Here is a 25,849-nt window from a genome sequence, read left to right as displayed (position 1 = left end):
TATCTTCCGCTATTCTAGGTGAATGCACTTTTTGTATTTTAGAGTGATCGACATATTCATTTGAAAACTCCATAGCATATTTATCACGATGATGTATGTTAGATGAAGAACGTAAATCTTCGTCTTCATGTAAATATAAAAAATATTTATTCGGCTATAAATCAGAATAATCTTTAGTTAGATGGGTTAATCATAAAAATAGAATTCCATATTACTTCGAATATATTCGAATGTTTTCCCAAAGGGGGATTAATTTTGAGCACAGCAGAAAATACACTATCCATTTTTGCTTTAGGTGGAGTAAATGAAATAGGAAAAAATATGTACGCCATACAATATGCAAATGATATTGTGGTAATTGATTGCGGTTCTAAGTTTCCAGATGAAAGTTTATTAGGTATTGACCTGATTATCCCGGATACTACGTACTTGCAAGAAAATAAGGATAAAATTCGCGGTTTAGTTGTTACACATGGACACGAAGATCATATTGGAGGTATCCCGTATCTATTAAAACAATTGAATGTACCAATTTATGCAACAAAATTAACAATCGGTTTAATTGGAATTAAATTAAAAGAACATGGGCTTCAAAATTCAACGCAATTATTTGTTATTGATTCTGAATCGGTGATTGAATTTGGTTCAATAAGCCTAACATTTTTTAAAACGAATCACAGTATCCCTGACTGCCTTGGTATTGCTTTTCATACACCAGAGGGTACGGTCGTACATACAGGCGACTTCAAATTTGATTTGACTCCTGTAAATAATCAATACCCAGATATTCATAAAATGGCTAAAATCGGAAGCGGCGGTGTCTTAGCCTTGCTCTCTGAAAGTACGAATGCAGAACGCCCTGGATTTACTCCATCAGAACGATCTGTAGGTGAGCGCATTGAAGAAGCGTTCATTAAAGCTCATAGAAAAGTCATTATTTCTACATTTGCTTCAAATGTTAATCGTGTACAGCAAGTGGTAGATGCAGCTGCAAAAACGAATAGAAAGCTTGCTTTGCTTGGGAGGAGTATGGTTAATGTAGTGTCCGTTGCTCTAGAACAAGGTTATTTGAATATACCTGAGGGAATGCTAATAGAAGCGAATGAGATCAATCAAATGGAGCCAGAAAGGGTAGCTATTCTTTGTACTGGAAGTCAAGGTGAACCGATGGCTGCTTTATCTCGTTTAGCCAGTGGAAACTATCGGCAGGTAGATATCCTACCCGAAGATACTGTCATTTTAGCTGCAACTCCTATCCCAGGAAATGAACGTAATGTTTCACGTATTATAGATAATTTATTTTTATTGGGAGCCAATGTTATTTATGGATCGGGAAGTTCAACGGGAATGCATGTTTCTGGACATGCTTATCAAGAAGAATTAAAGTTAATGCTTACTTTAATGAAACCTAAATATTTCATTCCTATTCATGGTGAATTTAGAATGTTACATCATCATAGTCTATTAGCAGAGTCCGTTGGTGTTAAGAAAGAGAATATTTATGTTATTAGTAATGGTGATGTAGTTGATATAAAGAACCAAGTCGCTTGGAAATCCAGACGAATACCTGCAGGGAATATATATGTAGATGGTTTGGGTATTGGAGATGTTGGAAACGCTATCTTACGCGATCGTAAGCAGCTTTCAGAAGATGGTATGCTTGTTATAGTTATCACTCTTAGTAAAACAGAAAGGAAGATTATTTCTGGTCCGGATACGATTTCTCGTGGATTTGTATATGTTCGTGATTCGGAAGACTTCTTGCAGAGGATTAACCAATTGGTTGTAGCAACTATTAACAATTTACAAAAAGAAAATGTTAGTCAATGGAATGTTCTTAAAAAAGAAATAAAAGAAGTACTTGGACAGTTTGTATACTCACATACAAAAAGAAAACCAATGATTCTTCCTATAATAATTGAAGTTTAAACTGAATGTTTTAAGTAATTGCTGTTTGATATTACTGTGTATACATGTAAAATGTTGAATAAGAGTAAATAAAAAACATTAGAAATGTTTGTATTCTAATGTTTTTTTTATATAACGTTAAGAAAGATAAACTTTTATTTTTAGGGAAGGGTCAAAATAATGAGCTTTACATTAAATAAAACAATAATTAAACGAATATGTGGAGAAACCTCATATAAAAAGGGTGAGGCCTATTATAAGACAGACAAGGTTGATGTTACTAATTACGATACGCAGAGAAATATTTGTGAGGTAACAGTAAAGGGGAACGAAGATTTCTATGTCAAGATAGAAACCGCTCATAATGGTGATGTTGTTGGGGAATGCAGTTGTCCTTCACTTGCTTCTTTTCATACATACTGTCAACATATTGCAGCTGCATTACTATATATAAATAATTTTCAGCGAAGTGGCCAATCATTGACAGCCAATTCAAAAAAGGATGCCATAAACGCTAGAGATGCTCAACTAGCGAATGGTATGTTGGATTTATTTGATGAAAAGCCCCTGCGTCCGAAAAGTAAGCAGCATCGATTTGATACACGAAAAGTACTTGATGTGGAATTCATTTGTATTCCAGTGTCTTCTGAAAATGGGGGGGCGCTGTTTGGTATTCAAGTAAAGTTAGAGAAGTTATACACTGTTTATAACCTTAGAGAGTTTCTGAATAGAGTGGAACAAAGAGAGCCTTTCATATGTTCCAATGATTTTACTTATACGCCAGAGCTATACAGCTTTCAACAAGAAACAGATGCTGTTATTCAGCTACTGATTCAAATGTACCGGAATGAAAAAATGTATGTAGAATCGTTGCAAATGGACTGTGAACAAAATGAAAGTATGATTTTAATTCCACCAGCTTCTTGCAAGGAGTTGCTTTCTCTACTTTCTAATACTTCATTTGTAAGACTACAACATGATGGGGAATCATTTCATGGTGTACAGGTCTCGAAAGGGTTACTGCCTTTAGCTTTTGAGTTCAACAAAGGTGTAAACGGAGGATATACACTTCAGATTGATGGATTACAACAAGTTCAAGTAATGGATACATATGGTTATGCTCTTTTTGAAGGGAAATTATATCATTTAAACATGGAAGAGTGCAATCGACTCATTGAATTAAAAAGAATGATGAATCGCTCTGGCAGTAATCAATTTCATATTTCAGCTGAGAAAATGGGGCATTTTGTAGCGAAAGTAGTACCAGGTTTAATGAAGCTAGGAAATGTTCGAATTGACGAGGTTATATCGGAGCGTGTTGAAGCATCTCCTTTGAAAGCGAAACTATTTTTAGACCGAGTTAAAAATCGATTATTAGCAGGACTAGAATTCCAATATGGAAATGTGGTTATCAATCCGTTAGAAGAGGATGGACAACCGTCCGTCTTCAATCGGGATGAGAAAAAAGAACGAGAAATTTTAGAAATCATGAATGCGAGTGCCTTTGCTAAAACGGAAGGCGGCTATTTTATGCATAATGAGGAAGCGGAATATAATTTCTTATACCATGTAGTTCCAAAGTTAAACAGTTTACTTGAAGTTTATGCAACTACGGCTATTAAATTGCGTATTCATCGAGGAAACAGTGGACCCCTTATAAGAGTAAGGCGGAAAGAACGAATTGATTGGTTATCATTTCGTTTTGATATAAAAGGAATTCCTGAAGCTGAGATTAAAGGTGTATTGGCAGCACTTGAGGAGAAACGTAAATATTATCGATTGGCAAACGGTTCCTTACTATCGCTCGAGAGCAAGGAATTTAATGAAGTTAACCAGTTTATAAAGGACTCGGGTATTCGAAAGGAAATTCTACAGGGAGAAGAAGTGAATGTACCTCTCGTGCGCAGTGTGAAATGGATGAGTTCACTTCGGGAAGGGAATGTTCTAAGTTTAGATCAGTCCGTTCGAGAATTAATGGAAAACATTCGAAATCCTAAAAATATGAAATTTACTGTGCCAGACAGTTTAATTCTAGTGCTTAGAGAGTATCAAAAAGATGGATTCGAGTGGATGAAAACACTGGCGCATTATCGATTTGGCGGTATTTTAGCAGATGATATGGGTCTTGGAAAAACGTTGCAAAGTATTACTTTTATAACTTCTGTTTTACCTGAAATTCGAGAGAAGAAACTACCTGTATTAGTTGTATCGCCTTCTTCTTTAGTTTATAACTGGCTGAGTGAGCTGGAAAAATTCACTCCCGATATACGAGCTGTTATTGTGGATGGAAATCAAACTGAACGTAGAAAGATTTTAAAAGATATCACAAAGTATGACGTCATTATTACGTCATATCCTTTATTACGAAGAGATATAAGGCTATATGCACAGCCGTTCCATACGTTGTTTCTTGATGAGGCGCAAGCGTTTAAAAATCATACGACGCAAACCGCAAAGGCAGTGAAAACGATTCAAGCAGAGTATCGTTTTGGATTGACCGGAACGCCTGTAGAAAATTCTTTAGAGGAACTTTGGTCTATTTTCAATGTAGTATTCCCGGAATTGTTACCAGGAAAAAAAGAATTTGGGGACTTGAAGCGTGAAAATATTGCAAAGCGGGTGAAACCGTTCGTATTACGTCGTTTAAAAGAAGATGTGCTAAAAGAATTGCCAGAGAAAATTGAGCATTTACAGTCTTCAGAACTGCTTCCAGAGCAGAAAAAAATATATGCAGCTTATTTGGCAAAATTGAGAGAAGAAACGCTAAAACATTTAGATAAAGATACATTGCGTAAAAATAAAATTAGAATTTTAGCCGGCTTGACGAGGCTTCGGCAAGTTTGTTGCCACCCAGGTTTGTTTGTAGACGATTACAAGGGAAGTTCAGCTAAGTTTGAACAGCTACTCGAAATTGTAGAGGAGTGCAGAAGTACCGGGAAAAGAATTCTTATCTTTTCGCAATTTACGAAGATGCTCTCCATTATTGGGCGTGAATTGAATCGTCAAGCTATATCTTATTTCTATTTAGATGGGAATACACCATCAGCTGAGCGTGTAGAACTATGCAATCGATTTAACGAGGGGGAAGGCGATTTATTCCTCATCTCTTTAAAGGCGGGCGGTACGGGGCTTAATTTAACTGGGGCTGATACGGTTATACTATACGATTTATGGTGGAATCCTGCGGTCGAACAGCAAGCGGCAGATCGTGCTTATCGAATGGGACAAAAGAATACTGTACAAGTAATCAAATTAGTAGCGCATGGCACGATTGAAGAAAAAATGAATGAGTTACAAGAGAGTAAGAAGCATCTAATTGCAGAAGTGATTGAATCAGGGCAAGAAAAATTTTCCTCCATTACAGAGGAAGAGATTAGAGAAATTCTTATGATTTGACAGAATAAAAAGCTATTCTTCCATAGATACGAAAGAATAGCTTTTTTCATTATGAACGTAATAATTACATTTTTTCGTTTAAAATAAGTGGACATGAATGCTAATTATAATGCTTTGGGTTACTTCTTGTTTCAGTTTTTTTTTAGTTATCTTGCATTAGCGGGCAGTAAGACCCCCACCTCAAGATTGAGAGAGCATCGAGGAAGATAGGTGGGGGATAACTGCCTGTAAAGGCCCGATTGGTGAGGGCTAATAATCAGTGGGGAATGAAGAAAACCCTCATTGATTAAAGTTTCACTTTATTTTTTTGTACCTTTACTTTTATAAGGTTTCGCATTTTTCTTTTTCTTAGCGCTAGATTGCCAACGGTTCCAGCCCTTACTTCCTGTTCCTTGACCGGTACCTTTCTTAGCTTTTGCTTTCGTTTTACTCATATTATCACTCCGTTACTATTCTATAAAAAATCTACTTTGATAGCAGTCAATGTCTTTGAAATATAATCTCGATCTATGACTATGTTTGTTCCTATTCGTTATAGATCAGAACAAACAACTGAATGATATAGTATATCATAAAATCGGCGGTAATTTGATGTATTATGAAATCATTATCGAAATTTGCATAGATTTCTTTGTATTGTAGAACGTTATACATATGAAAAGAATTACAAAGGAAAAGAAAATGATGAGAAATACAATGGATTCTGTTTTTCGGACGATCACACTTCTAGTTATATACATGATGGTTACATTAAGTAAATCATTTTTTAGATTGAAGCCACAAAAGAAGCGATAACTCTCATAAAGTTTTAAAGAATCGATAAAGAAATAAAATAAAGAATTGAAAAATATTTTAAAATTTTTGTTGACTTTCTCGTTTTTTTGTATAGAATAATCATTAATAAAATGTTTCAGAGATGTGACAACAAAACGACTGTGAAAGGACGAGTAGTAGTAGGACGTAGTCAAAGCGAGTCAGGGGTGGTGTGAGCCTGATACGAAGCCTGTTATGAAGAACCTCCTGGAGTCGCTAACCGAAATCCTTTAGAGGAAATTAGACTTAGCCGGGAACTTCGCCGTTACAAGAAGAACAGTATCGAGATTTCTCTAATCTCCGTACTGAATAAGTGAGCAACCTCTGTTGCTAATTTGGGTGGTACCGCGGAACCAAAGCCTTTCGTCCCAGTTTTTTGGGAAAGAAGGGCTTTTTTTGTTGGCTTCTTTTCACTACATCCAAACATTTTAGGAGGAAAAGGGCATGTATCAATCATTAATGACAGTAAGAGAGACACAAATCGCAATCAAGGAAGTTAAAACATTTTTTGAGGATCAATTAGCAAAACGTCTTGGACTATTCCGCGTATCTGCACCATTATTTGTAACGAAAAAATCAGGTTTAAACGATCACCTAAACGGTGTAGAACGTCCAATTGAATTTGACATGCTTCACTCAGGAGAAGAATTAGAAATTGTTCATTCACTAGCGAAATGGAAACGATCTGCACTGCATGAATATGGTTATGAAGCTGGTGAAGGTTTATATACAAATATGAACGCGATTCGCCGTGATGAGGAACTTGATGCAACACATTCGATTTACGTTGACCAATGGGATTGGGAAAAAATCATTCAAAAAGAATGGCGTACAGTAGATTACTTACAAGAAACAGTACGAACAATTTATGGAATATTCAAAGATTTAGAAGATTATTTATTTGAAAAATACCCGTTCCTTGGGAAGTATTTACCAGAAGATATCGTATTTGTTACGTCTCAAGAATTAGAAGATAAATATCCAGAGTTAACACCGAAAGATCGTGAGCATGCGATTGCGAAAGAACACGGTGCAGTCTTCATCATTGGAATTGGTGATGCACTTCGATCTGGTGAAAAACATGATGGACGCGCAGCTGATTATGATGATTGGAAATTAAACGGAGACATCTTATTCTGGCATCCGGTACTGCAATCTTCATTTGAATTATCATCAATGGGAATCCGCGTTGATAGTAAATCACTTGATGAACAGTTAACGAAGACAGGTGAAGATTTCAAACGTGAGTACGATTTCCATAAAGGAATTTTAGAAGACGTACTACCGCTTACAATTGGTGGTGGCATTGGACAATCAAGAATGTGCATGTACTTCTTACGTAAAGCGCATATTGGTGAAGTTCAAACTTCTGTATGGCCTGATGACATGCGTGAAGCGTGTAAGAAGGAAAACATTCATTTATTTTAATCAGGAATGAATTGAATTATTTTTTAAACATGACGATTTATAATGTGAAATGACAATACAGTTAGTTAATTTTAAAAGCTCAAACAAGCATAACCCCGTTCTAAATTTAGGACGGGGTTAAAAATATAGTTGTTTAATCTTGATGTAAGATACTTCACTACACGAAAAAATATAACAATAAAGGCGTTTGAAAATCTAAGTTTTCTTCAATAATAGCACCCTTTAGCAGAATAACAAAACAATCCCTAATTCAGGGTTGTTTGAGTAAATATTTGCTTAATCCCCGTTTGTTAAGATTGCAAGCTCATCTATTGCGTATTTTATTTCATCTTTAATGTTATAGAAATGAGGGGCAATTCTTATTACATCCTTTCTTGCAGAAACAATAATTTTTTTGTCTCTTAACATCCCCTCTACTTTTGATGCATTTTCAACATGAAAAGACATTAGACTCGTTCTATTATCAGTAGATAATGGTCCAATGAGATGCAATCCTTTTTCTTGTCCATAAAATATGATAAATTGGGTTAACTCTTTTAAATATGTTTCAATATTGCCTATCCCAACCTCAAGTAGCAATCTTAATGCCTCATAAGCTGCATAGATACTTATAAAAGAAGGCGTCCCCGTTTCAAAACGACGAGCCCCCATTGCAGAAACAGGGTTATAAATGTCAAATGAAGATGCTTGTTCTTGTCCAAACCATCCAGTAACTCTTGGTTTTAATTGCTCTGCCAGTTCTTTTTTTATATACAAAAAAGCTACGCCGGGAATTCCTAACATGTATTTACGAGTTCCCGTTGCTAATATATCAATCTTCATCTCTTTCACATCAATCGGAATATGTCCTGCTGATTGGTAAGCATCAACGAATAAAAGCGAGCCTTTTCTATGCACAATATCAGCAATCTCTCTAACGTTTTGCTTATAACCGTTGTAATAGTTCACATGTGGAATACATGTAATAAGCGTATCAGTTGTTATTTCTTTTTCATATTGTTCCAGAGGTATTTCCCCATTGGATGAACGAATTACCGAAATATTATCCTTAAATGGTTCTTGTGCAAACCATATATGACTGACAGTTGGAAAATCTATATCCGTAAACACGATTTTATTTTTCTCTTGCTGATAAGGGAGGGAAGTTGCAATTGCAGAAATAGCATCAGAAACAGAACATAATACAGCAACCTCATCTATTTCAGCTCCAATAAGTTCAGCAAATTTCACCCTAGTCTCCTCCACTTTACTTATCGCTTCATTCCAATTACTACCTGACAGTAGTAGGCTATTCTGATATTCCTCAATAGCTCTTGAAACAGGCTTTGCCAATGCTCCTTGGGAACAACTAGCTAGATGTGTATGAGTAGCTAATATAGGAAATAATGTGCGATAAAAATCATGGTTCAATTCCTTTCCCCCCTTTTCTTCACAACAAATAATTCTATATGTGAATTTTAAAATCCTTCTTCCACTATACGGCCCGATTGTTGAATAGAATGACCCGTCTTTTTTTAATGTAGTGTAGTGCATTGAGAAAAAAGACAAATCTTTTACGAAAAATAATGCCTTCTTTCTACATAAAGAGTAAGAACTTATTCGTTTTTAATAGACTTAGGGGGAATAAATCATGTTCGTTGCTTATTCAAGAAAAGACCTACTAGTTGAAAAGGTTTGGGATTCATTCACACAAAATCTAATATCCTAATATCTACCGAATCAATGTAGCCTATATCTTCTCTTAGGTCCCAGAGTTTTACTTTGGATGTTTTTTTATGTTTCGTAAATTGGAATACTGTATATAATCAAAAAATAACAGCTAATTGTATGATAGACTGGAATTTGAAATAACATGTATGTGCTAATTATTCTATTAGGATACATATGTATTTGTTTTGTAGATGTCTCTGACAGAATGTAAAAGGAGAGAAAAGTATGTTACATAGTTTATATGCAATAGAAGAAGCACGAAATGGAAACATATATACGAGAGAAGCAAATATATGGTTAGGGTTTTTATTAGAAGAATTTGGGGCGGTAAGTATAGAAAGAAATTACCGGAGTGTATTAGAGTATGTGGAACGGACGCTAAGGCATTTAGAAAAAATGAATGTTTCATATGGTATTCGTGCGCGTGTAGAAACTGTATTGTGCTGGAGTGAAGTATCGAAGTGTGGTTCTGTAACGCAGCGCAAGAGGTGGAAGGAGTTAGGGGTATCATTTTTAGTACATAACGAAGATTCAGCGGATATTTATAGACGATATTTTCCATATGATGATGTAACATGTGCACTTATTCGTACACATGGATTAATAGGGCAAGTTTTACGAGGTGAAGTATCCATGACTTCTCATGAAGAATTGGTAAGGTTATGGCAGCAAGGAGCGATTCCAAAAGATGAACTGCGTGAAGTGCTTCGCGTTTTAAATGAGTGTATTATCACTGGGGTATCTGATAAGTTATGGAAAAGAGTACAAGGAGAGGTATATGAACGTATTGAACAAATACTTTGCGGAGAACTGATTGAATATAGTGTAAAAGATCGAATTCGGCGGTTACGTACAAATGCTTCACCTAATGATACATATTTTATCCAAGAGTATGAGTCAATTATGAATGATAGGTTAGAAGAAATGTTCACAGTACTATTTGATTATGACCTTTGGTATGTAGAAGCAGCATTAACTCATTTTAGCTTTGAAGAATTCGTAAAAGTATTTGTATTAGCCTATCAAAATATCATTCAAAACAATGTAGATCATATCAGTTTTCAGCCACTTATGGATGCATTGTATTACGAGAGAGAGGGAGAAAAATACTTAAATATTTATACGAAACGAGCAATCGAAAAAGTATTGCGAAGCGTATCCGTAGTAGAATTGCTAGATATGGGTCAAATTCCTCAATCCGAAATGTATCCTGAATTAAAGGAAATAGAAAATGTATTGACAATTGGTTTTGGAACAAGTGAAGTTGGAAAAACGCTCATCGAATTTTGTTTAGCTTGTAAAAAAGAAAATAATGTTCATTATGAGCAAGCTGTTATGATGTTATGTGAAATATTTGGTTTACGCCGTGATGCGTTTGATCGGTTGGAAAATGAGGACGAATATCTTTCACATATGAATGGGAGTGTAGATGATAAAGTCACGGTTCTTCCATATGTAGTAGGAAATATAATAGTAGAAATTGGTCCTGGTGGGGGCGCAATGATGAATAAATTTAAAGAAGCTTATCCGAATAAATCGGTTGTTGGTGTAGATTTGTCACGAAATGTAATTGAAAAGTTAACAAATGATAAATACGAAAAAGGCTACGACTGGGAAGTTACACTAGGCGATGCTTTACACCTTGCTGATACATTTCATCCAGAAAGCATTTCTACAGTTCATTGTGGCTCAGTGAATCACGAGATCTTTTCTTATGGAGAAACAGAAGGTAAGAAGTTTAATGTTGCAACAATGGAACGTTTAGTGAAGAGTGTATTTCAAATATTGACCCCTGGTGGACGTTGGATTATTCGTGATGGAGTAAAAACAGAAAGTGAAGAATGGTGTGAATTGCAATTTCATGATGAAACGGCTATGCCTTTTTTAAAAAACTATCAACGTGATTTTAAAGGACGAGAAATTAAGGCCAATATATTAGGTGTGGATCGAGTAAGGATGCCAGTTAATGATGCAATGGAATTTTTATATACGTATACGTGGGGAGAAGAAGCATATCCACATGAGGTACAAGAACAATTTGGTGTATTTACACTTCAAGAATATATTGATTTTGTAGAGAGCGTTGTAGGTTCAGAGAATGTAAAAGTAATTGAGGCCAAGCAGTATCTTTTAGAAGGTTATATAGAACACCTATCGCAAAAAGTTACATTGTATGATGAACACGGTGAACAAACAGCATTGCCAAATAGTACATGTTTGATTGTGTTTGAGAAAAGATAAAAGAGAAGAAATTATGTTTTTTACTAAAGGATAGAAGATGGGGCTAGCAAAATTCGATTTCACCGCCTCTTTTCAGAAAAGATTCTGAAACGGATTTACATATAATCTGTTTCGGAATCTTTTTTTATGAGCATGTATAAATTGAGCTTTAGAAATTATATTTACTAGTTTATATTTTAAACTAATTTTCTCTGGATTTTACTTAGATTTTACATTCACTACCTACAATAAAAAAGAAAACGCAAGTGATGAAAAATTGCACTTGATTTATTTTGTTATTCGCGGGCAGTAATACTCCTATCGCAAGGAGGAGATCTACTACCTGTAAAAGCCCGATTGGTGGGAGTTGATAATAAGTGAAGGATGAAGAAAAAATCACTTATTAAAGTTTCACTTTATAAGATGAGGAGGGAATGTGATGGAGTTAATAATTGATCACGTAACAAAGAAATACGTTGGGAAAGTAGCGTTGAATGATTGTAGTTTACATTTAAAGCCTGGGGTATTAGGACTTTTAGGACCAAACGGTGCGGGGAAGTCTACACTTATACGGATTTTAGCAACAATTGAACAACCGACGAATGGCAGTGTGATATGGGATGGGGAAAATATTCAAAAGAAACCGAAATTGTTACGTTCACAACTCGGATATTTACCACAAGACTTTGGTGTATATCCAAATATGAACGCAATCGAGTTTTTAGAGTATATAGCAGCCATGAAAGGTTTATCAATGAGCTCTTCAAAAAAGCGTATCAATGAACTGCTTGAAGCGCTGAACTTAATGAATGACCGGAAACGATTATTAGGCGGCTATTCAGGTGGAATGCGGCAAAGGGTTGGAATTGCACAGGCGTTATTAAATGATCCGAAATTATTGATTGTAGATGAGCCAACAGTTGGATTGGATCCTGAAGAACGAATTCGGTTTAGAAATTTATTATCTACTCTTTCTACGGATAGAATCGTTATTTTATCGACGCATATTGTAACGGATATTGAATCGATTGCGAGTGATATAGCTTTATTATCAAAAGGGAATGTATTAGCCCATATGCGTCCTGAACAGCTATTAAAGCATGTGGAGGGGAAAGTATGGGAATGGGTTATACCAGCTTCCGAGTTACATAATGTTCAAAAGAAATATATAGTAAGCAGCGCAATTCACCGGAGTGATGGAATTCATGCGCGCATCGTTTCCAGCAATGCCCCTAGTGCTAAAGCACATATAATCGCATCCTCTCTTGAAGATGCTTACTTATATTATATTTCTTCGAAAGGAGGGCATAAAATTGAACAATGTATATAATCTATTTTATTTCATTAAAAACAATTTAATTAGACAAATGAGAAGTTATCCATTTTTAATTGTAAATGGATTAACGATTTTTTTGGGGTATACTTGTGTGCCGGCAGCTTCAGCAGGCTATGAAATATTTTATCTTGGTGGAGTGAGAGGGATATATAATTCAAATTGGCTTGGCGGTATGGGAGCAATGACTTCAACTTTATTTATTTGGCTGTTTGGTTTTTATATGTTAAGAAGCCAAATTTCAGACGATCAACAGTTAGGAGTAGGGCAATTGATTGCAGCTTCACCTATAAGCAAATTCCAATATATTTTTAGAAAAACGATTTCTAATTTTATTGTTTTAGTGGCCATTGAGATGGTATTTATCATTGCTTTTATGGTAATGCAATTTATACGTGGGGAAGATCTTTTGTTTCAATTAGGTGGTTATTTATATCCACTCTTTTATATTGTATTTCCTTCGTTATTGCTTCTAGCGGCATTCACAACCTTTTTTGATGTGTTTCCTGGTTTAAAAGGCGTAGTAGGTAATATTGTGTTCTTTTTCTTGTGGGTGTTATTAGCGATTGTGTCGTTTGAAATGCCGAATCGTTATTTAGATGTATTTGGTTTAGGAATCATTCGTTCTGATATGATACATGATGCAATGAGAGAATATGAATTTTTAAGAGGAACAAATGGTGGAGGATTTGGGTATAACCCAGTAGAGGGAAAGATTAAAATATTTCACTGGGATGGATTGACTTGGGATGTAGAAATACTTGTAACAAGTTTAGTTTGGATTGGAATAGCGATGTTATTAATTTGGCTAACGTCCTTTGTGTTTAATAGATTCTGTACATTTACTGAAGTGAAGGGAAAGGTAAGCGAGTTTGAGGAGAATAAGGAAACGATCGCTATGAATGAACAAAATCATAATTCTTTTACATTCACTTCTATAATGAAAACAAAGAACATTAGTATGTTTCGTTTAATTAAAGCGGAGCTATCGATTATGTTAAAAGGCTTTACAATTTGGTGGTATGTAATTGCGATTGGGCTTATAGCATTTGGATTGATATGTCCGGTAGATATATCAAAAGGATGGCTACCTATTATTATAATTTGGCCAATTGCAATTTGGTCACAAATGGCAACTAGAGAATGGTTTTATAGGACAAATCAAATTATTTATTCAAGTTGTTCTCCTTTGTATAAGTTTTTTGCGACGTGGATTTCAGGGATTATAGTAGGGTTTATCATCTCTAGTGGTATAATCATTCAGTTAATATTAATTGAAGATAGTTCATTTTTGCTTTCTTGGCTTATCGGTATAGTATTCATTCCAACAGTAGCATTGGCACTTGGGATATGGGCTAGGACACGTAAACTGTTTGAAGTATTGTATATAATTTTATGGTATGTAGGACCAGTAAATCATCTCCCCTATGTAGATTTCTTAGGAATATCAACATCATATGTGTTTTTGTATAGTACGTTATCTATTTTATTACTATGTATCGCACTAATCGGACAGTTACAGCAAGTGGGAAGGTTACGGTTAATATTCAAATAAGTATGCAAGGGGAGTGAGGGAATGAGGATGATCAAAGGGAAAATCTATATGTTTTCCTTTATAAGTGTAATGATTCTATGTTTAGTAGCCTGTGATACAAAAGCGAATGAAGCGTCTGTATCCAAAAAATTTACTGCGAAAAATATAAATGAAATTTATATAAAAACAGTAGGAGAAAATATTAAACTTCATTCTACAACAGACAAAAATATTAAAGTTAATATAGGAGAGGTGAAAGATACAAAGGTAAAAGAAGAAGGAGAGAGATTAGAGATTATCACAGAGAATTCATCGGCTATTTTGAACTTGAAAACAGCTACTGTACATGTATATCTTCCTGAAAAAACATATAAAAAAATAAATGTTAAAACAGAATCAGGAGAAGTAGTAGGAGAGAATATAGCATCGAAACAATTGGATTTGTATAGTGATTCAAGTGATATAACAATAAAAAATTATAAAGGTGGCAATATAAAAGGCATTTCTAAATCAGGGGGGATTACGTTAAGGGGAGTAGAAGGAAAGTTTGATATTCAAAACGATACGGGAGTGGTGAATGTATCCGGTGCTTCAAATTTAAAAAATGAAAGTAAAATAAAAACCGAATCATCTAATATAAATATTGACTTTAAGAAAGAGCCGGAAAATCTAGAGATTGACCTGTCGACGCGTGCGGGTCAAATAAAAAATGAATTTTCACCCTCAACTGCTGAAAAAGGAGACAATCATAAAGTAAAAGGTCGTATAGGAACTGGAAAAGAGAATGATACAAAGTTAATAGTGCAGTCTATGACAGGAACGATTGAGTTAAAGCGTGATAAGTAGCGAGAGTATGAAACAGCTTTTAAAAAGTTTGGTTATAAAAAATATATTCTGAATGAGGTCTTTCACTCTGCTTTAGAATGTGTTTTTACTGTATAAATCTCTTTTTAGTTGTGTTTATTTCAGGGTTTTCGCATTCTCATAGATTAACCGTCACCAGTGTGCGGTATACTCTCTTTTTCTTGACATGTATATCATATAGTATTAATATACCGGGGAGTATATTAATACTATATACATTGTAGAAACGTCTAATGAAAAGGAGTACAGGGTGTCATGGGAAGGAAAAAAGAATTAACAAATTCGAAACGACAGTTATCGGATATTTTAGCCCAAACGGTTAAAACCGGGATTATTAAATCAAATTTGGTCCCGATGTTTGCTGGGTTAACGTTGGCTTTATATAAATATAAAATGAGCCCGCTTGAAAAAATTCCGGAAATTATATTTGCTATGATTGGCTCGATTTTAATAATAGGAGCAGCAGGAGCTTTTAACAATTTGTATGATCGTGATATCGATTCGATTATGGAGCGAACTAAAAGTAGACCGACTGTAACGGGAGAAATTAGTCCTAAAGCTGTGTTATGGCTTGGGATATTAATGACGATTTCTGGTTTAGTATTTCTTGCGCTAACTACATATTTAGCAGCGTTATTAGGATTTTTAGGGTTGTTTTTGTACGTCGTACCGTATACAATGTGGAGCAAAAGAAGAACAATTTATAACACGGAAATCGGAAGTGTTTCGGGAGCAATGCCGCCACTCATCGGCTGGGCCGCTATGTATCCGGATATCACACATCCAGCTATTATTGGTCTTTTTATCATTATGATTATTTGGCAAATGCCTCATTTTTATGCGATAGCAATTCGTAAACATGAGGAGTATAAAGCTGCAAATGTTCCAATGCTTCCAGTAGTAAAAGGGATTAAAAGAACATATATACAAACGAATGTGTATTTAATGATTTTAATTATTATCAGTGTTCTTTTAGGTTCGTTAAGCATTGGTCTAATGTTAGTGTCACTTCTTTTAAGTATTGTATGGCTTGCATTAAGTATTTACGGCTATAAAAAAATGGATTCAGAGAAGTGGGCAAAATCATTGTTTATTTTTTCGTTGTTCCATATGACGATTTTATTTTCAACCATTATTATTTATTCTCTAATAGGCGTCTTTTTCGGAAGTTGAGAATAGGTTAATCTGCAAAGTGTAAAAAAAACAATTTCTCCTGTATAAAAGGGGAAATTGTTTTTTGTTGTGTTTATATAGGATTGAAAACATTTCACTTTAATAATGCCCTTACAATAAGACTATCGGTTTGAGAGTATAATATGAATTTTTGAGCCTTTACCGATTTCACTCGTTACATGAATCGTTCCACTATGTGCTGTTATAATTTTATGAGCAATTGTCATTCCGAGACCTGTGCCCTCGCTTGAAACATTTGTGGTTGTTCCGCGATAATATTGTTTAAATAAGTTTTGAACGGTTAGTTCATCCATACCGGCACCTGTATCTTCTATTGTAATATGTATATCTTCTTGTAATAGAATAGAGGTATGGATTTTTGTTTCAGCAGGATTGTGTAAAATGGCGTTCATAAACAAGTTTTGTAAAGAACGGTGGAATAATTTTGTATCAATCGGAATTATTATGTTTGTTTCATCTGCTTGAAAACTAAAATGATAGTGCTGAGAGCGTGGGTCATTTGTTATGTCAGCTATTAATCTTCTGGTAAATTCAACAATATTTACTTCCTCTTTTTTTAAAGGAATCTGTGAATCTTGAAGACGGAAAGAGAGATTTAAGTCTTCAATTAATTCTTTCATATGATTTCCTTTTTGCTGAATTTCTTGCAAGAACTTCTCTTTTTCTTCTTGGCTCCAAGTATGATCTGGCGATAGCATAAGTGCGCTGTATCCTGTAATATAGGTAAGTGGCGTTTTGAGATCATGAGAGATTCCTGCCATCCATTCCCGTTTCATTTTCTCAAGCTGTTCCCGTTCATTCTCTATTTCTCGTAATCTATTTGTTAAATGTTCTATATTTAGAAAGACGTCTTTATATAAGCGATAAGGTCCTTTTAACTTCCTTGTTTTTTTCTTGTACATTTGTTTTGTACTTTCTGGTATCACGTAAGAACCTTCTGCTAGTTGGTTAATCCAAGAAATCATTCGAAATAAAGGTTTGCCGATATGCCATCCATACAAAATAGCGCCCAAAATAAGAGTACATACAAAGAGGCAAAAAACAATAAGAGCTTCTGTGTCTTTGTTATCTTTGTTTATTCCGATAAGAGGTAGTATGCCTTCCATAAAAATAGCCATAAAAATACCCATAAAAAAAGTACCGATACATAAACTACGAATAAAATGAAAGCCTAGCCTGAAACCAATTTTCATTTTTGTTGCTCCTTAGTATGCGGGATAAATTTATAGCCAATTCCTCTCAAATTTACAATGTATATAGGGGATTTAGGATCTGCTTCTATTTTTTTACGTAATTTGGAAATATGCATTACTACTGTTTTATCATCACCTATGGAAGTCAGTCCCCATACTTGTTCGTACAATTGTTCAGCAGTAAAAATTCGATTTGGATGTGTGCATAAGAATGTAAGTAATTCTAGTTCTTTAGCAGTGCAATGGACAGGTTCACCGTTTACTGTTATCAGTCCCTCGCTTGGATATAGAGAAAAGGATTCAAAATGTAGCTTCAAATTTTCTTCATGGCGATGTTCTTGTATCATATTTTGTCTACGTAATTGGACATTGATTCGGGCAGCAACTTCTAAAGGATTAAATGGTTTCGTTATGTAATCATCCCCGCCAATTCCTAGTCCTGTTAATTTATCTAAATCGCTAGAGCGGGCTGTTACAAATAAAATAGGAGTATTTGTGTAATTGCGGATTTGTCTACATAGTTCAAATCCGTCTATATCGGGTAGCATCACATCGAGTAAGATGATATCAAATGGACGGCCTTTAATGAGGTTCAACGTTTCGGCTCCATTTATAGCTGTTGTTATATGCGTGAAGTTCTCTTTCTTTAGTGTAAGTACTAACATATCTAATATGCCTTGTTCATCATTAACTAAAAGGATTTTTTCTGTTCTCATTATGGATCCACCTTTACATGTTTTTCGAATCTGTTAGAAAGATATTTGGAAAATATTTCACATGTAATAGTGTAACATAATACTATTTTGCTAGATGAAAAAATAACAACAAAGAAATATTCCTTGTTGTTATTTTGATAATTAAATTAATTCATTTGTACCATAGGTTCAATTTTTGCCATAAATGATTGATGAAGTGCTTCTACACCATCTACTAAATTAAGGCGATCAATGACAACAGATACTTTAATTTCAGATGTACTTACCATTTTAATATGAATATTTTCATTCTTTAATGTAGAGAACATACTAGCAGCAACACCTGGATTAGATACCATACCAGATCCAACAATTGATACTTTAGCTAGATGATTTTCATATTCTACAGACTCATAGTGAAGTGCTTCTTGATTTTGTTCTAATACTTCTAATGTTTCTCGTAAGTCATTTGAGTGAATTGAGAAAGACAAATGAACAGTACCTTCATTTGTAATACTTTGAATAATAATATCAACATTAATATGGGTTTTAGCTAATGTAGAGAAAACAGTTGAAAGCGATCCTTGTTCTAATCCTTTAATTGTTACGCGTGTAATATTATCTTCAAATGCAATACCCTTAACGATCGATTGTTGTTCCATGTTACATTCTCCCCTTACAATTGTTCCGTTTTCTTGTTCCATACTTGAACGAACTTCTAAAATTACATTATGATTTTTTGCGAATTCAACAGCACGTGGATGGAGTACACCAGCTCCGAGATTTGCGAGTTCTAACATTTCATCATAAGAAATTTCATCTAATTTATATGCGTCTTTTATAACTCGTGGATCAGACGTGTATACACCTGTTACGTCTGTGTAAATATCGCATTTTTTCGCTTTCAGCGCAGCTGCTAATGCAACAGCAGTTGTATCAGAACCACCGCGGCCAAGTGTTGTAATTTCGTTTTCTTCGCTTCGTCCTTGAAAACCAGCGACAATTACAATTGTTCCTTCTTGTAGATGTGATTGAATACGTTCTGTATTAATATCAGTAATCCGTGCGCTACTATGTACAGATTCTGTAGTAATACCAGCTTGCCAACCAGTTAGTGAAATAGCGTCGTACCCTTTTGCTTGCAGTGCAATTGTTAATAAAGAAATGGTAACTTGTTCACCAGTTGTTAAAAGCATATCCATTTCACGTTTACTCGGATTTTCGGTAATAGCGGTAGCAAGTGCAACGAGTTCATCTGTACTTTTTCCCATTGCAGAGACAACTGTAACAACACCGTGTCCTCGTTCATATTCTTCAATAATTAAATTTGCTACATGTTGAATGCGCTGAATACTTCCAACAGAAGTACCACCGAATTTTTGAACAATCGTTTCCATTACAAATTCCTTCTTTCATCCATTTTTATTAATTGATCAGGAAAGGTGTAAAAACATATAAAAGAGATGTATAAGTCCCTAAATATTCCTGTAGTTACCGGAAAGAAAAACAAAAAAACACCATCTCAAATAAGTGAGGATGGTGCTGTTACAGGAAAAGGGAAACAGAAAAAGGAGCTAATAAAAAAACCGCCAAAAAAGAATATCATATAAAGCATGATATCTCTTTTTTGTAGATAGCTCTTCATATATACACGTCTGTATATATGACAGTTCTGTTTCTATTCGAAAACAGCCCCAATTGATAAATGCAGAGAAATTTATCAATTTCGGCAATACTTCCTTTCTTCTAAACTCATTGACATCTCTGTGTCTCCTCTAGAATACTTATAAGCACTGCAACCTCTATCTCACGTTTTGGGCGAGAGTGTTTGGTTTATGAAGTTATTTGGTAACATTTGTTTTATAATAATTAAAATATTTTAGGAAATCAAGTGCTTTAATAATATTTTGAAAATTAAGTATATTTATTTTCGGTTATATGGTTTATGTATACTGGCATAATTGAATTGTTCGGTGTAAGTAGATGATTAGAAATATGTTGGAAACTATTGGGAGGCAAGGGGTGATAGTGGTTCTATATAGTTGTTTTATTGTCCCTATATCAATTATACAGTGTAGTTCTGTATAGTATATTTTATGAATTGAATTTAGTATAAATCGAAATATTAGTAGTTTACATATCTAAAGACTTAATTATTAGAAAAAAAGGAAAATTAAATGTATAATAAAAGGAAAAAGAAGGAAGATGTTTAAGGGAAGGGGATACATATGCAAGGAGAGGTGCAAACAGAAAATAAGGGGAGTTATGTAAGTAATTTATTGTTGCCTGTTACAAAATCACGCCATTTTACTTTCTTATGGATCGGGCAACTTCTTTCCGTTCTAGGAAGTTCTATTACAATGGTAATTCTTCCAGTAGTCGTATATACATTGACTGGATCAACAGTTGTTATGGGAACGACGATGGCTATGTATATGCTACCGAATATTCTTGTCTTACCGTTTTCGGGGTTAATCGTTGATCGTATAAATCGAGTTAAGCTAATGTTACTTACCGATATTGTTCGATGCATATTGATGATAACCCTTGCGGTGCTTATGTTTACAGATACTTTAACAATCACGATTTTATATGTTCTAGTGGCAACATATGGACTAATGGATGGGTTATTTCAACCGGCATATGCAGCAGTGAGAGCAAGGGTCTTTGTACCGGAAATTCGGAATGCGGCTAACGCATTAACACAAATGAGTAATCAAGGTGTTCGTTTAATAGGTCCAGCGCTTGGTGGTCTTATTGTTTCGGTTGCCTCAGCGGGAATTGGGTTTGGTTTAGATGCATTGACTTATTTGTTGTCTTTTATTTGTTTATTGTTTTTAAAAGATGTAACAGCTAAAAAAGTACAGGAACAAACAAATCAAAAAATGAATTTCAAAAAAGATTTTACAGAAGGGATTGTTGTATTAAAAAGCCATCCATGGCTTTGGATTACAATTTTAGCATTTTCATTTATTAATATTTGCCACGCAGGAATTATCGTTGTATTAATCCCTTGGCTATTTAATGTACATCATCAGTTTGAACCATTTGTCTATGGGATTGGAATGGCATGTTCTGGAGCGGGGGCTGTTGTGGCAGCTCTTATTTTTGGCGGGAGACATAGATGGCATAAACGAGGATTGCTTGCCTATGGGGGTGTCCTCATTAGCGGGATGTCACTTTTACTAATGTCTTTCGTTTCATGGGCGCCAGGATTAGTAGGGTTAATGGCATTAGAAGGGTTTGGGATTATGATTTTCGGTTTAATATGGGAAACGAGTTTGCAAGAACTTGTACCAGAAGAAGCATTCGGAAGGGTAGCAAGTCTGGATATGTTAGGGTCTTTTGCATTATTACCGTTAGGGTATGTAGTTGTCGGTTGGGTGGCGAATATAATTGGTGGTACGGTGACGATTACGATTTTAGCTATCGCAGCAATTGTCGTAGTGGTAATCGCACTACTTGTTCCGAGTATTCGTCAATTTGATTAATTTACGTTTACAAAAAATAAGTAAGCTCTGCTAAGCGGCAGAGCTTATTCTTCATGAAATACAAATGTTTGTGTAAATTGCTTTTCTGCTTTTTCTGGGTGACCGTTATAACTAAATTGATTTTCCTCCCAGCTAATCACTACGTCAAATGAGTTAGCGTCTTCATATAATGGGAATTTCATTTTTGTAAAACTAGTTTGGCTATATGAAACGCTCATATCAGATTTGTTGAAAGGCTTGAAAGCAGCTTTTGATTTTGGGTTATTGTGACGTATTTCAACTGATACATTAGATACGTCTTTTCCGACATTCTTTACAAGTAAGCTGTATGTATGAAACGTATCTTCTTTTGACTGAAGTGCTTGAGGATTCTTAGCCTTATCAACTTTAATATACCACTGCTTAGATTTTGATGTAACAGGTAGTTCTGCAAAAGTGAAGGCGCTAGTTTGAAGTGGAACTGCAAAACATATGAAAGTAAGTAAGAATAATATTTTTCTTTTCATGTATCATTCTCCAATTTGCTATAGCTGATTGTTTTGATTTTGTTAGCATTTGCTACTTGGAAAGGAGTTATGCACGCATATTTGATTGAACAATTATAGAAAAGTGGTATTGCATTCTTTTTTCGTTTGTGAATGGAAATAGATATATCAGCGCCCAAAAGATTGTGTAGAATTTTTCTGCACAGTCTTTTAGTATTTAAATGTTTTAAAGAATATGAAATGAATTGGTTACATTTTACAAATTTGAAGGGGATTCATGGGTTAGTAAAAGAAGAAAGGTTTTAATGAATAAAGGTTAGAAAGTAAGTTTAATTAGAGAAAAACATTCCGCAGCTGCACTAGTGGAATGTTTTTCTGTTTTTATATCAAGTAAATACTAGCTTAAAGTTCTTTCGAAAATATGTTTTGAACCAATTCTGTAAAGTTCTTTTCCTCTCTTGGTACAATTGATAAGTCTTCATGCCAAACCTCAATAATTTCCTAGTTATTGGTTATACGAAAGCCTATAGCATCACCGGCAAAGTTATCACCAAATAATAAAACATTTTTCAGTTCTGGATTGTCATCTACATCATATATTTCATCTGCTTCAATAAGTCCTCCGTAGAACATAAAATAGGAATTAGAAACAGATCCATAGCCCACTTCCTGTAAGAAGGAAATATAATCTTGGGGTACACCGTTAAGCATGGATTCTTCCTCAATAATGGAATCAGTTAATGTACTAAAATCATATTCAGTTGGTGCATCATGAATCTTTTTAATAATATCTTTGTATACCATATGTACACACTCCAAACGTATTTTGTGTAGCTAAATATTATAAATTTATCTGTGTTGTTAACTTTGATCTTTCTTATAAACCAAAAATCTTATGTGACTCGCTTATTTATCTGTTATATTACTAGTTCTAGAGATAAACACAATGGAGTTGAGGCTATCATTAGCACAATACAAAATTTCTATGTAAATTAACTATATTGGATAAAAAAGAAAAATCAATACAATTTCATTTTGAAAATATAGAAAAAGTCTAGTGCCACATTTTATCCCGTAAAGGCTCGATTCGTTTGGCTAACCATTAGTGAAGAAGTGAAGACTTCCACTGATGGAAGCTTCACTTTATTTTACGGAAGTAAGTTATACGATTAGAATTTTAATGGGGTTTATTGGAATAATATTAGGAGGTATATAATGTTTTTTGTTTAAAAGTGTCTCGATGATTGAGACACCAGTTCGCAATTGGTATGGATGGTGATTACAAATAGAACAACAATTACATTATCTCATTTCGCATTTTGGATATTTCGGGATTATTATTGCTTTAGTTGGTGGAATTATTGGGTTACCAATACCAGATGAAACGATATTAACATTTGTAGGATACTATGTACATAAAGGAGAAATGAAATTTCTGCTTGCATTATTAAGTGCATGTATCGGTTCGTCAATCGGTATTACTATTAGCTATTGGTTAGGAATAAAACTTGGGATTCCATTCTTAAAGAAATTTGGTCCGAAAATACATATTACAGAAAATAAAATAAATCGGACACAGATTTTGTTTCAAAAAATAGGTCCTGCCTTATTATTTATAGGTTATTTTATTCCTGGAGTTCGCCATGTTACTGCTTATTTAGCTGGGATTTCTCGTTATCGATTTTCGACATTTTGCCTTTATGCGTATTCGGGAGCATTATTATGGAGTTTTACCTTTATCAAGCTAGGATTTGAGTTAGGAGAAAAATGGCGTCTGGTAGAGCATTATGTCCACCGTTATGGACTTATTCTTTTAATTGTGCTAGTTATTCTTGCGGGTTTGATTTTTGTATATTTTCGCTTCAAAAAAGATAGAAAGTAAGTTATCCCGCTATTCGCGGGCAGTCAAAGCTTGATAGGTGAGGGCTAATAATCAGTAGGGATGAAGAAAACTCACTTTTTCATTCCCTTTATTTTCAACAATAGCTATTATAGTGTATTTTTGTAAAAGGTAATAATCCCCTGGTTTTTATCCCCCTATTTTTTCATATTTCGTTACAGTATAACGACCTGGATAGGATTCCAAAAGTTCACTAACCCATATTTGAATTTTATCTCCTGTTTTTAAAAACTTAACAGCATCTGAATCATTAAAACTTAGGATAGAAGCAGAAGGATGTTCTTCCCTCGATGATTGCTCTAAATATCCTATAATATTTGAGTCCTTTATCTCCTTTTCGTCAATAAAATAAACCTTTTTATCTTTAAAGACAACATATCCTTGCGCTTGATAAGAATCTTGATGAGTATTGATATCTTTGTTAACACTCATCAATGGATCACCATTCCCCTCTTTTAAAACTACGACAACTAAAAATACAAGTATTAACAAGAAAAGAAATTTCCTCAAAATGTCTACCTCCATACATTTAAGTATCAATCCCCAATAAAATTAAGAATTTATTAAAAGCATAGATAATTTCACATACTATAAAGGATGTAAAATAAAGATTTTTTATAATAAGGAAAATTATAACAGATCCTATTGGTAGAAAAAACTAAATGATAACTTATTAAAACTGATGTGAATTTTAGCGTAATTGTTTACATTAAATCTTTTCCTATAAACACTTTACATAAGTTAGACTATTAAAACGAAAAAAAGAACCTTACAAAAATGTAATGTTAATGTCACAAAATAAGATAGTACATTGTTAGTAGTCTTATTAAAATTGAATAGATTATGATTTGTAGGTGGAAAACAATAAAGAATATAATAAGAATTTATTAGAACCCTATGAGAAACCATTTAATAAGGTAGAGTTTGTTAAAATGTAGCGTGAACTAAAGTATTAAAGGAGATTATGTAATGAATTTTAAAGATTTAGATTACGAATGGTTCAACTTTATAAATAGTAAAGTACAGGAATATCCATTAATAGATAATGTAATGATTATATTTGCAGAATATGTACAATATGCTTTCGTGTTATTACTCATCTTGTTATGGATAAAGAATAAACCTAACTTTCGAATAATGGCTTTTCAATCGATTGTTGCGTTTACTTTAGCGTATTCCATAAATAGATTTATTGAGTTATTTATTTATAGAGATCGTCCTTTTGTTTCACATAACATCACACAACTCGTAGAGCATGCTGCCAATTCTTCTTTTCCAAGTGATCATGCAACATCAGCTGTTGTAATTGCAGCTACACTATTGCTATCTGCTTATCGATTTAAATATACTTGTTTTTTCTTAGCGCTTGGTGTAGCTTTTTCGAGAGTATGGGTAGGAGTACATTATCCACTTGATGTAATTGCAGGAATTGTACATGGGGTATTGATAGCATTATTTACACAGTATGTTGTATTTAAAATACGTCCTATCGCTACATTAATTGCGAAACCTATTTTTCAAGGGAAAACTAGCTGAAAAGAGTCGAATCGGTTGGATGATTGCTAACATGTGCATAAGAGAATAGATAAAAACAGAAGCATAGTTACACGATTTTTTTTACAAAGTGTGTTTTATAAGATTAAAAGACTGATAGCCCTCTAATTAAATAGGGGGCTTTTAGGTAT

18 protein-coding genes, 1 pseudogene, 1 riboswitch and 1 other annotated feature are annotated in these 25,849 nt (G+C 34.2%); of the genes and pseudogenes, 11 read left to right on the top strand and 8 right to left on the bottom strand.

Annotated elements, in window-relative coordinates; all coding sequences use genetic code 11:
- Nucleotides 1-255: 255 nt before the first annotated feature.
- Nucleotides 256-1,929, top strand: a complete 1,674-nt coding sequence (locus BLV40_RS17190; RefSeq protein WP_090692195.1) for a ribonuclease J — start codon at nt 256-258, stop codon at nt 1,927-1,929.
- A 159-nt stretch (nt 1,930-2,088) separates the two neighbouring features.
- Nucleotides 2,089-5,304 (top strand): DEAD/DEAH box helicase, encoded by a 3,216-nt coding sequence (locus tag BLV40_RS17185; protein ID WP_090692192.1) that lies wholly within the window; start codon nt 2,089-2,091, stop codon nt 5,302-5,304.
- A 299-nt stretch (nt 5,305-5,603) separates the two neighbouring features.
- On the opposite strand, the gene BLV40_RS17180 is transcribed toward BLV40_RS17185, so the two are convergent.
- Complete coding sequence (locus BLV40_RS17180) at nt 5,604-5,738, bottom strand: DUF3934 family protein (protein WP_017152329.1); 135 nt, start codon at nt 5,736-5,738, stop codon at nt 5,604-5,606.
- Between the two features lie 492 nt (nt 5,739-6,230).
- Nucleotides 6,231-6,491, top strand: a binding site (T-box leader).
- 70 nt (nt 6,492-6,561) lie between these two features.
- Here BLV40_RS17180 and asnA point away from each other — a divergent pair.
- The gene (asnA, locus tag BLV40_RS17170; RefSeq protein WP_090692189.1) at nt 6,562-7,545 is read left to right on the top strand and encodes an aspartate--ammonia ligase; all 984 of its coding nucleotides are present in this window, start codon (nt 6,562-6,564) and stop codon (nt 7,543-7,545) included.
- 276 nt (nt 7,546-7,821) lie between these two features.
- Here the strand turns inward: asnA and BLV40_RS17165 are convergent, their stop codons facing one another.
- Nucleotides 7,822-8,955, bottom strand: a complete 1,134-nt coding sequence (locus BLV40_RS17165; protein ID WP_090692187.1) for an aminotransferase class V-fold PLP-dependent enzyme — start codon at nt 8,953-8,955, stop codon at nt 7,822-7,824.
- A gap of 525 nt (nt 8,956-9,480) precedes the next feature.
- Here BLV40_RS17165 and BLV40_RS17160 point away from each other — a divergent pair.
- From BLV40_RS17160 to cyoE, 5 genes and pseudogenes are all read left to right on the top strand, one after another.
- A complete protein-coding gene (locus tag BLV40_RS17160) occupies nt 9,481-11,496 on the top strand; it encodes a class I SAM-dependent methyltransferase (protein ID WP_090692184.1) in 2,016 nt (671 codons plus the stop codon).
- Between the two features lie 418 nt (nt 11,497-11,914).
- Nucleotides 11,915-12,805, top strand: coding sequence for an ABC transporter ATP-binding protein (locus BLV40_RS17155; protein WP_090692182.1), 891 nt, complete (start codon nt 11,915-11,917; stop codon nt 12,803-12,805).
- Between the two features lie 37 nt (nt 12,806-12,842).
- The gene (locus BLV40_RS17150; protein ID WP_090692422.1) at nt 12,843-14,363 is read left to right on the top strand and encodes a hypothetical protein; all 1,521 of its coding nucleotides are present in this window, start codon (nt 12,843-12,845) and stop codon (nt 14,361-14,363) included.
- A 21-nt stretch (nt 14,364-14,384) separates the two neighbouring features.
- Nucleotides 14,385-15,240 (top strand): annotated as a pseudogene (locus BLV40_RS17145) (DUF4097 family beta strand repeat-containing protein).
- 221 nt (nt 15,241-15,461) lie between these two features.
- Entirely contained in the window at nt 15,462-16,379 is a 918-nt protein-coding gene (cyoE, locus tag BLV40_RS17140; RefSeq protein WP_026591701.1) for a heme o synthase, read from the top strand.
- A gap of 122 nt (nt 16,380-16,501) precedes the next feature.
- Here the strand turns inward: cyoE and BLV40_RS17135 are convergent, their stop codons facing one another.
- From BLV40_RS17135 to BLV40_RS17125, 3 genes are all read right to left on the bottom strand, one after another.
- Nucleotides 16,502-17,593: a sensor histidine kinase gene (locus BLV40_RS17135; protein WP_090692175.1), complete on the bottom strand. Its 1,092-nt coding sequence runs from the start codon at nt 17,591-17,593 to the stop codon at nt 16,502-16,504.
- Nucleotides 17,590-18,309, bottom strand: a complete 720-nt coding sequence (locus BLV40_RS17130) for a response regulator transcription factor (protein ID WP_090692172.1) — start codon at nt 18,307-18,309, stop codon at nt 17,590-17,592. The genes BLV40_RS17135 and BLV40_RS17130 overlap by 4 nt, the downstream gene beginning before the upstream one ends.
- A gap of 146 nt (nt 18,310-18,455) precedes the next feature.
- On the bottom strand, nt 18,456-19,685 hold the full coding sequence (locus BLV40_RS17125) for an aspartate kinase (protein WP_090692168.1): 1,230 nt from the start codon (nt 19,683-19,685) through the stop codon (nt 18,456-18,458).
- A 229-nt stretch (nt 19,686-19,914) separates the two neighbouring features.
- A riboswitch (Lysine riboswitch) is annotated at nt 19,915-20,101 on the bottom strand.
- Between the two features lie 415 nt (nt 20,102-20,516).
- On the opposite strand from BLV40_RS17125, the gene BLV40_RS17115 reads away from it, so the two are divergent.
- Nucleotides 20,517-21,779 (top strand): MFS transporter, encoded by a 1,263-nt coding sequence (locus BLV40_RS17115; protein WP_090692165.1) that lies wholly within the window; start codon nt 20,517-20,519, stop codon nt 21,777-21,779.
- A 44-nt stretch (nt 21,780-21,823) separates the two neighbouring features.
- On the opposite strand, the gene BLV40_RS17110 is transcribed toward BLV40_RS17115, so the two are convergent.
- Entirely contained in the window at nt 21,824-22,285 is a 462-nt protein-coding gene (locus tag BLV40_RS17110) for a hypothetical protein (RefSeq protein ID WP_026591696.1), read from the bottom strand.
- 480 nt (nt 22,286-22,765) lie between these two features.
- Nucleotides 22,766-23,068, bottom strand: coding sequence for an SMI1/KNR4 family protein (locus BLV40_RS17105; RefSeq protein ID WP_244525423.1), 303 nt, complete (start codon nt 23,066-23,068; stop codon nt 22,766-22,768).
- A gap of 481 nt (nt 23,069-23,549) precedes the next feature.
- Here BLV40_RS17105 and BLV40_RS17100 point away from each other — a divergent pair, with 481 nt between their 5' ends.
- The gene (locus BLV40_RS17100) at nt 23,550-24,146 is read left to right on the top strand and encodes a DedA family protein (RefSeq protein WP_026591694.1); all 597 of its coding nucleotides are present in this window, start codon (nt 23,550-23,552) and stop codon (nt 24,144-24,146) included.
- 147 nt (nt 24,147-24,293) lie between these two features.
- On the opposite strand, the gene BLV40_RS17095 is transcribed toward BLV40_RS17100, so the two are convergent.
- Complete coding sequence (locus tag BLV40_RS17095; RefSeq protein ID WP_170833673.1) at nt 24,294-24,674, bottom strand: DUF3221 domain-containing protein; 381 nt, start codon at nt 24,672-24,674, stop codon at nt 24,294-24,296.
- Between the two features lie 459 nt (nt 24,675-25,133).
- Between BLV40_RS17095 and BLV40_RS17090 the strand changes: the two genes are divergently transcribed.
- On the top strand, nt 25,134-25,700 hold the full coding sequence (locus BLV40_RS17090) for an undecaprenyl-diphosphatase (RefSeq protein WP_026591693.1): 567 nt from the start codon (nt 25,134-25,136) through the stop codon (nt 25,698-25,700).
- Nucleotides 25,701-25,849: the final 149 nt, after the last annotated feature.

This window comes from Bacillus sp. 166amftsu (genome assembly GCF_900107445.1).
GTDB lineage: Bacteria > Bacillota > Bacilli > Bacillales > Bacillaceae_G > Bacillus_A > Bacillus_A arachidis.
Note: the sequence above shows the minus strand (reverse complement) of the source record. Positions and strands in the feature narration are given on the sequence as shown.

Excerpts from the sequence above, each read along its gene's own strand:
- BLV40_RS17115 (WP_090692165.1), top strand. The coding sequence starts at position 20,517 with ATGCAAGGAGAGGTGCAAACAGAAAATAAGGGGAGTTATGTAAGTAAT.
- BLV40_RS17135 (WP_090692175.1), bottom strand. The coding sequence starts at position 17,593 with ATGAAAATTGGTTTCAGGCTAGGCTTTCATTTTATTCGTAGTTTATGT.
- asnA (WP_090692189.1), top strand. The coding sequence starts at position 6,562 with ATGTATCAATCATTAATGACAGTAAGAGAGACACAAATCGCAATCAAG.
- BLV40_RS17130 (WP_090692172.1), bottom strand. The coding sequence starts at position 18,309 with ATGAGAACAGAAAAAATCCTTTTAGTTAATGATGAACAAGGCATATTA.
- BLV40_RS17150 (WP_090692422.1), top strand. The coding sequence starts at position 12,843 with ATGAGAAGTTATCCATTTTTAATTGTAAATGGATTAACGATTTTTTTG.
- cyoE (WP_026591701.1), top strand. The coding sequence starts at position 15,462 with ATGGGAAGGAAAAAAGAATTAACAAATTCGAAACGACAGTTATCGGAT.
- BLV40_RS17160 (WP_090692184.1), top strand. The coding sequence starts at position 9,481 with ATGTTACATAGTTTATATGCAATAGAAGAAGCACGAAATGGAAACATA.
- BLV40_RS17180 (WP_017152329.1), bottom strand. The coding sequence starts at position 5,738 with ATGAGTAAAACGAAAGCAAAAGCTAAGAAAGGTACCGGTCAAGGAACA.
- BLV40_RS17105 (WP_244525423.1), bottom strand. The coding sequence starts at position 23,068 with ATGGTATACAAAGATATTATTAAAAAGATTCATGATGCACCAACTGAA.
- BLV40_RS17125 (WP_090692168.1), bottom strand. The coding sequence starts at position 19,685 with ATGGAAACGATTGTTCAAAAATTCGGTGGTACTTCTGTTGGAAGTATT.
- BLV40_RS17155 (WP_090692182.1), top strand. The coding sequence starts at position 11,915 with ATGGAGTTAATAATTGATCACGTAACAAAGAAATACGTTGGGAAAGTA.
- BLV40_RS17110 (WP_026591696.1), bottom strand. The coding sequence starts at position 22,285 with ATGAAAAGAAAAATATTATTCTTACTTACTTTCATATGTTTTGCAGTT.
- BLV40_RS17090 (WP_026591693.1), top strand. The coding sequence starts at position 25,134 with ATGAATTTTAAAGATTTAGATTACGAATGGTTCAACTTTATAAATAGT.
- BLV40_RS17185 (WP_090692192.1), top strand. The coding sequence starts at position 2,089 with ATGAGCTTTACATTAAATAAAACAATAATTAAACGAATATGTGGAGAA.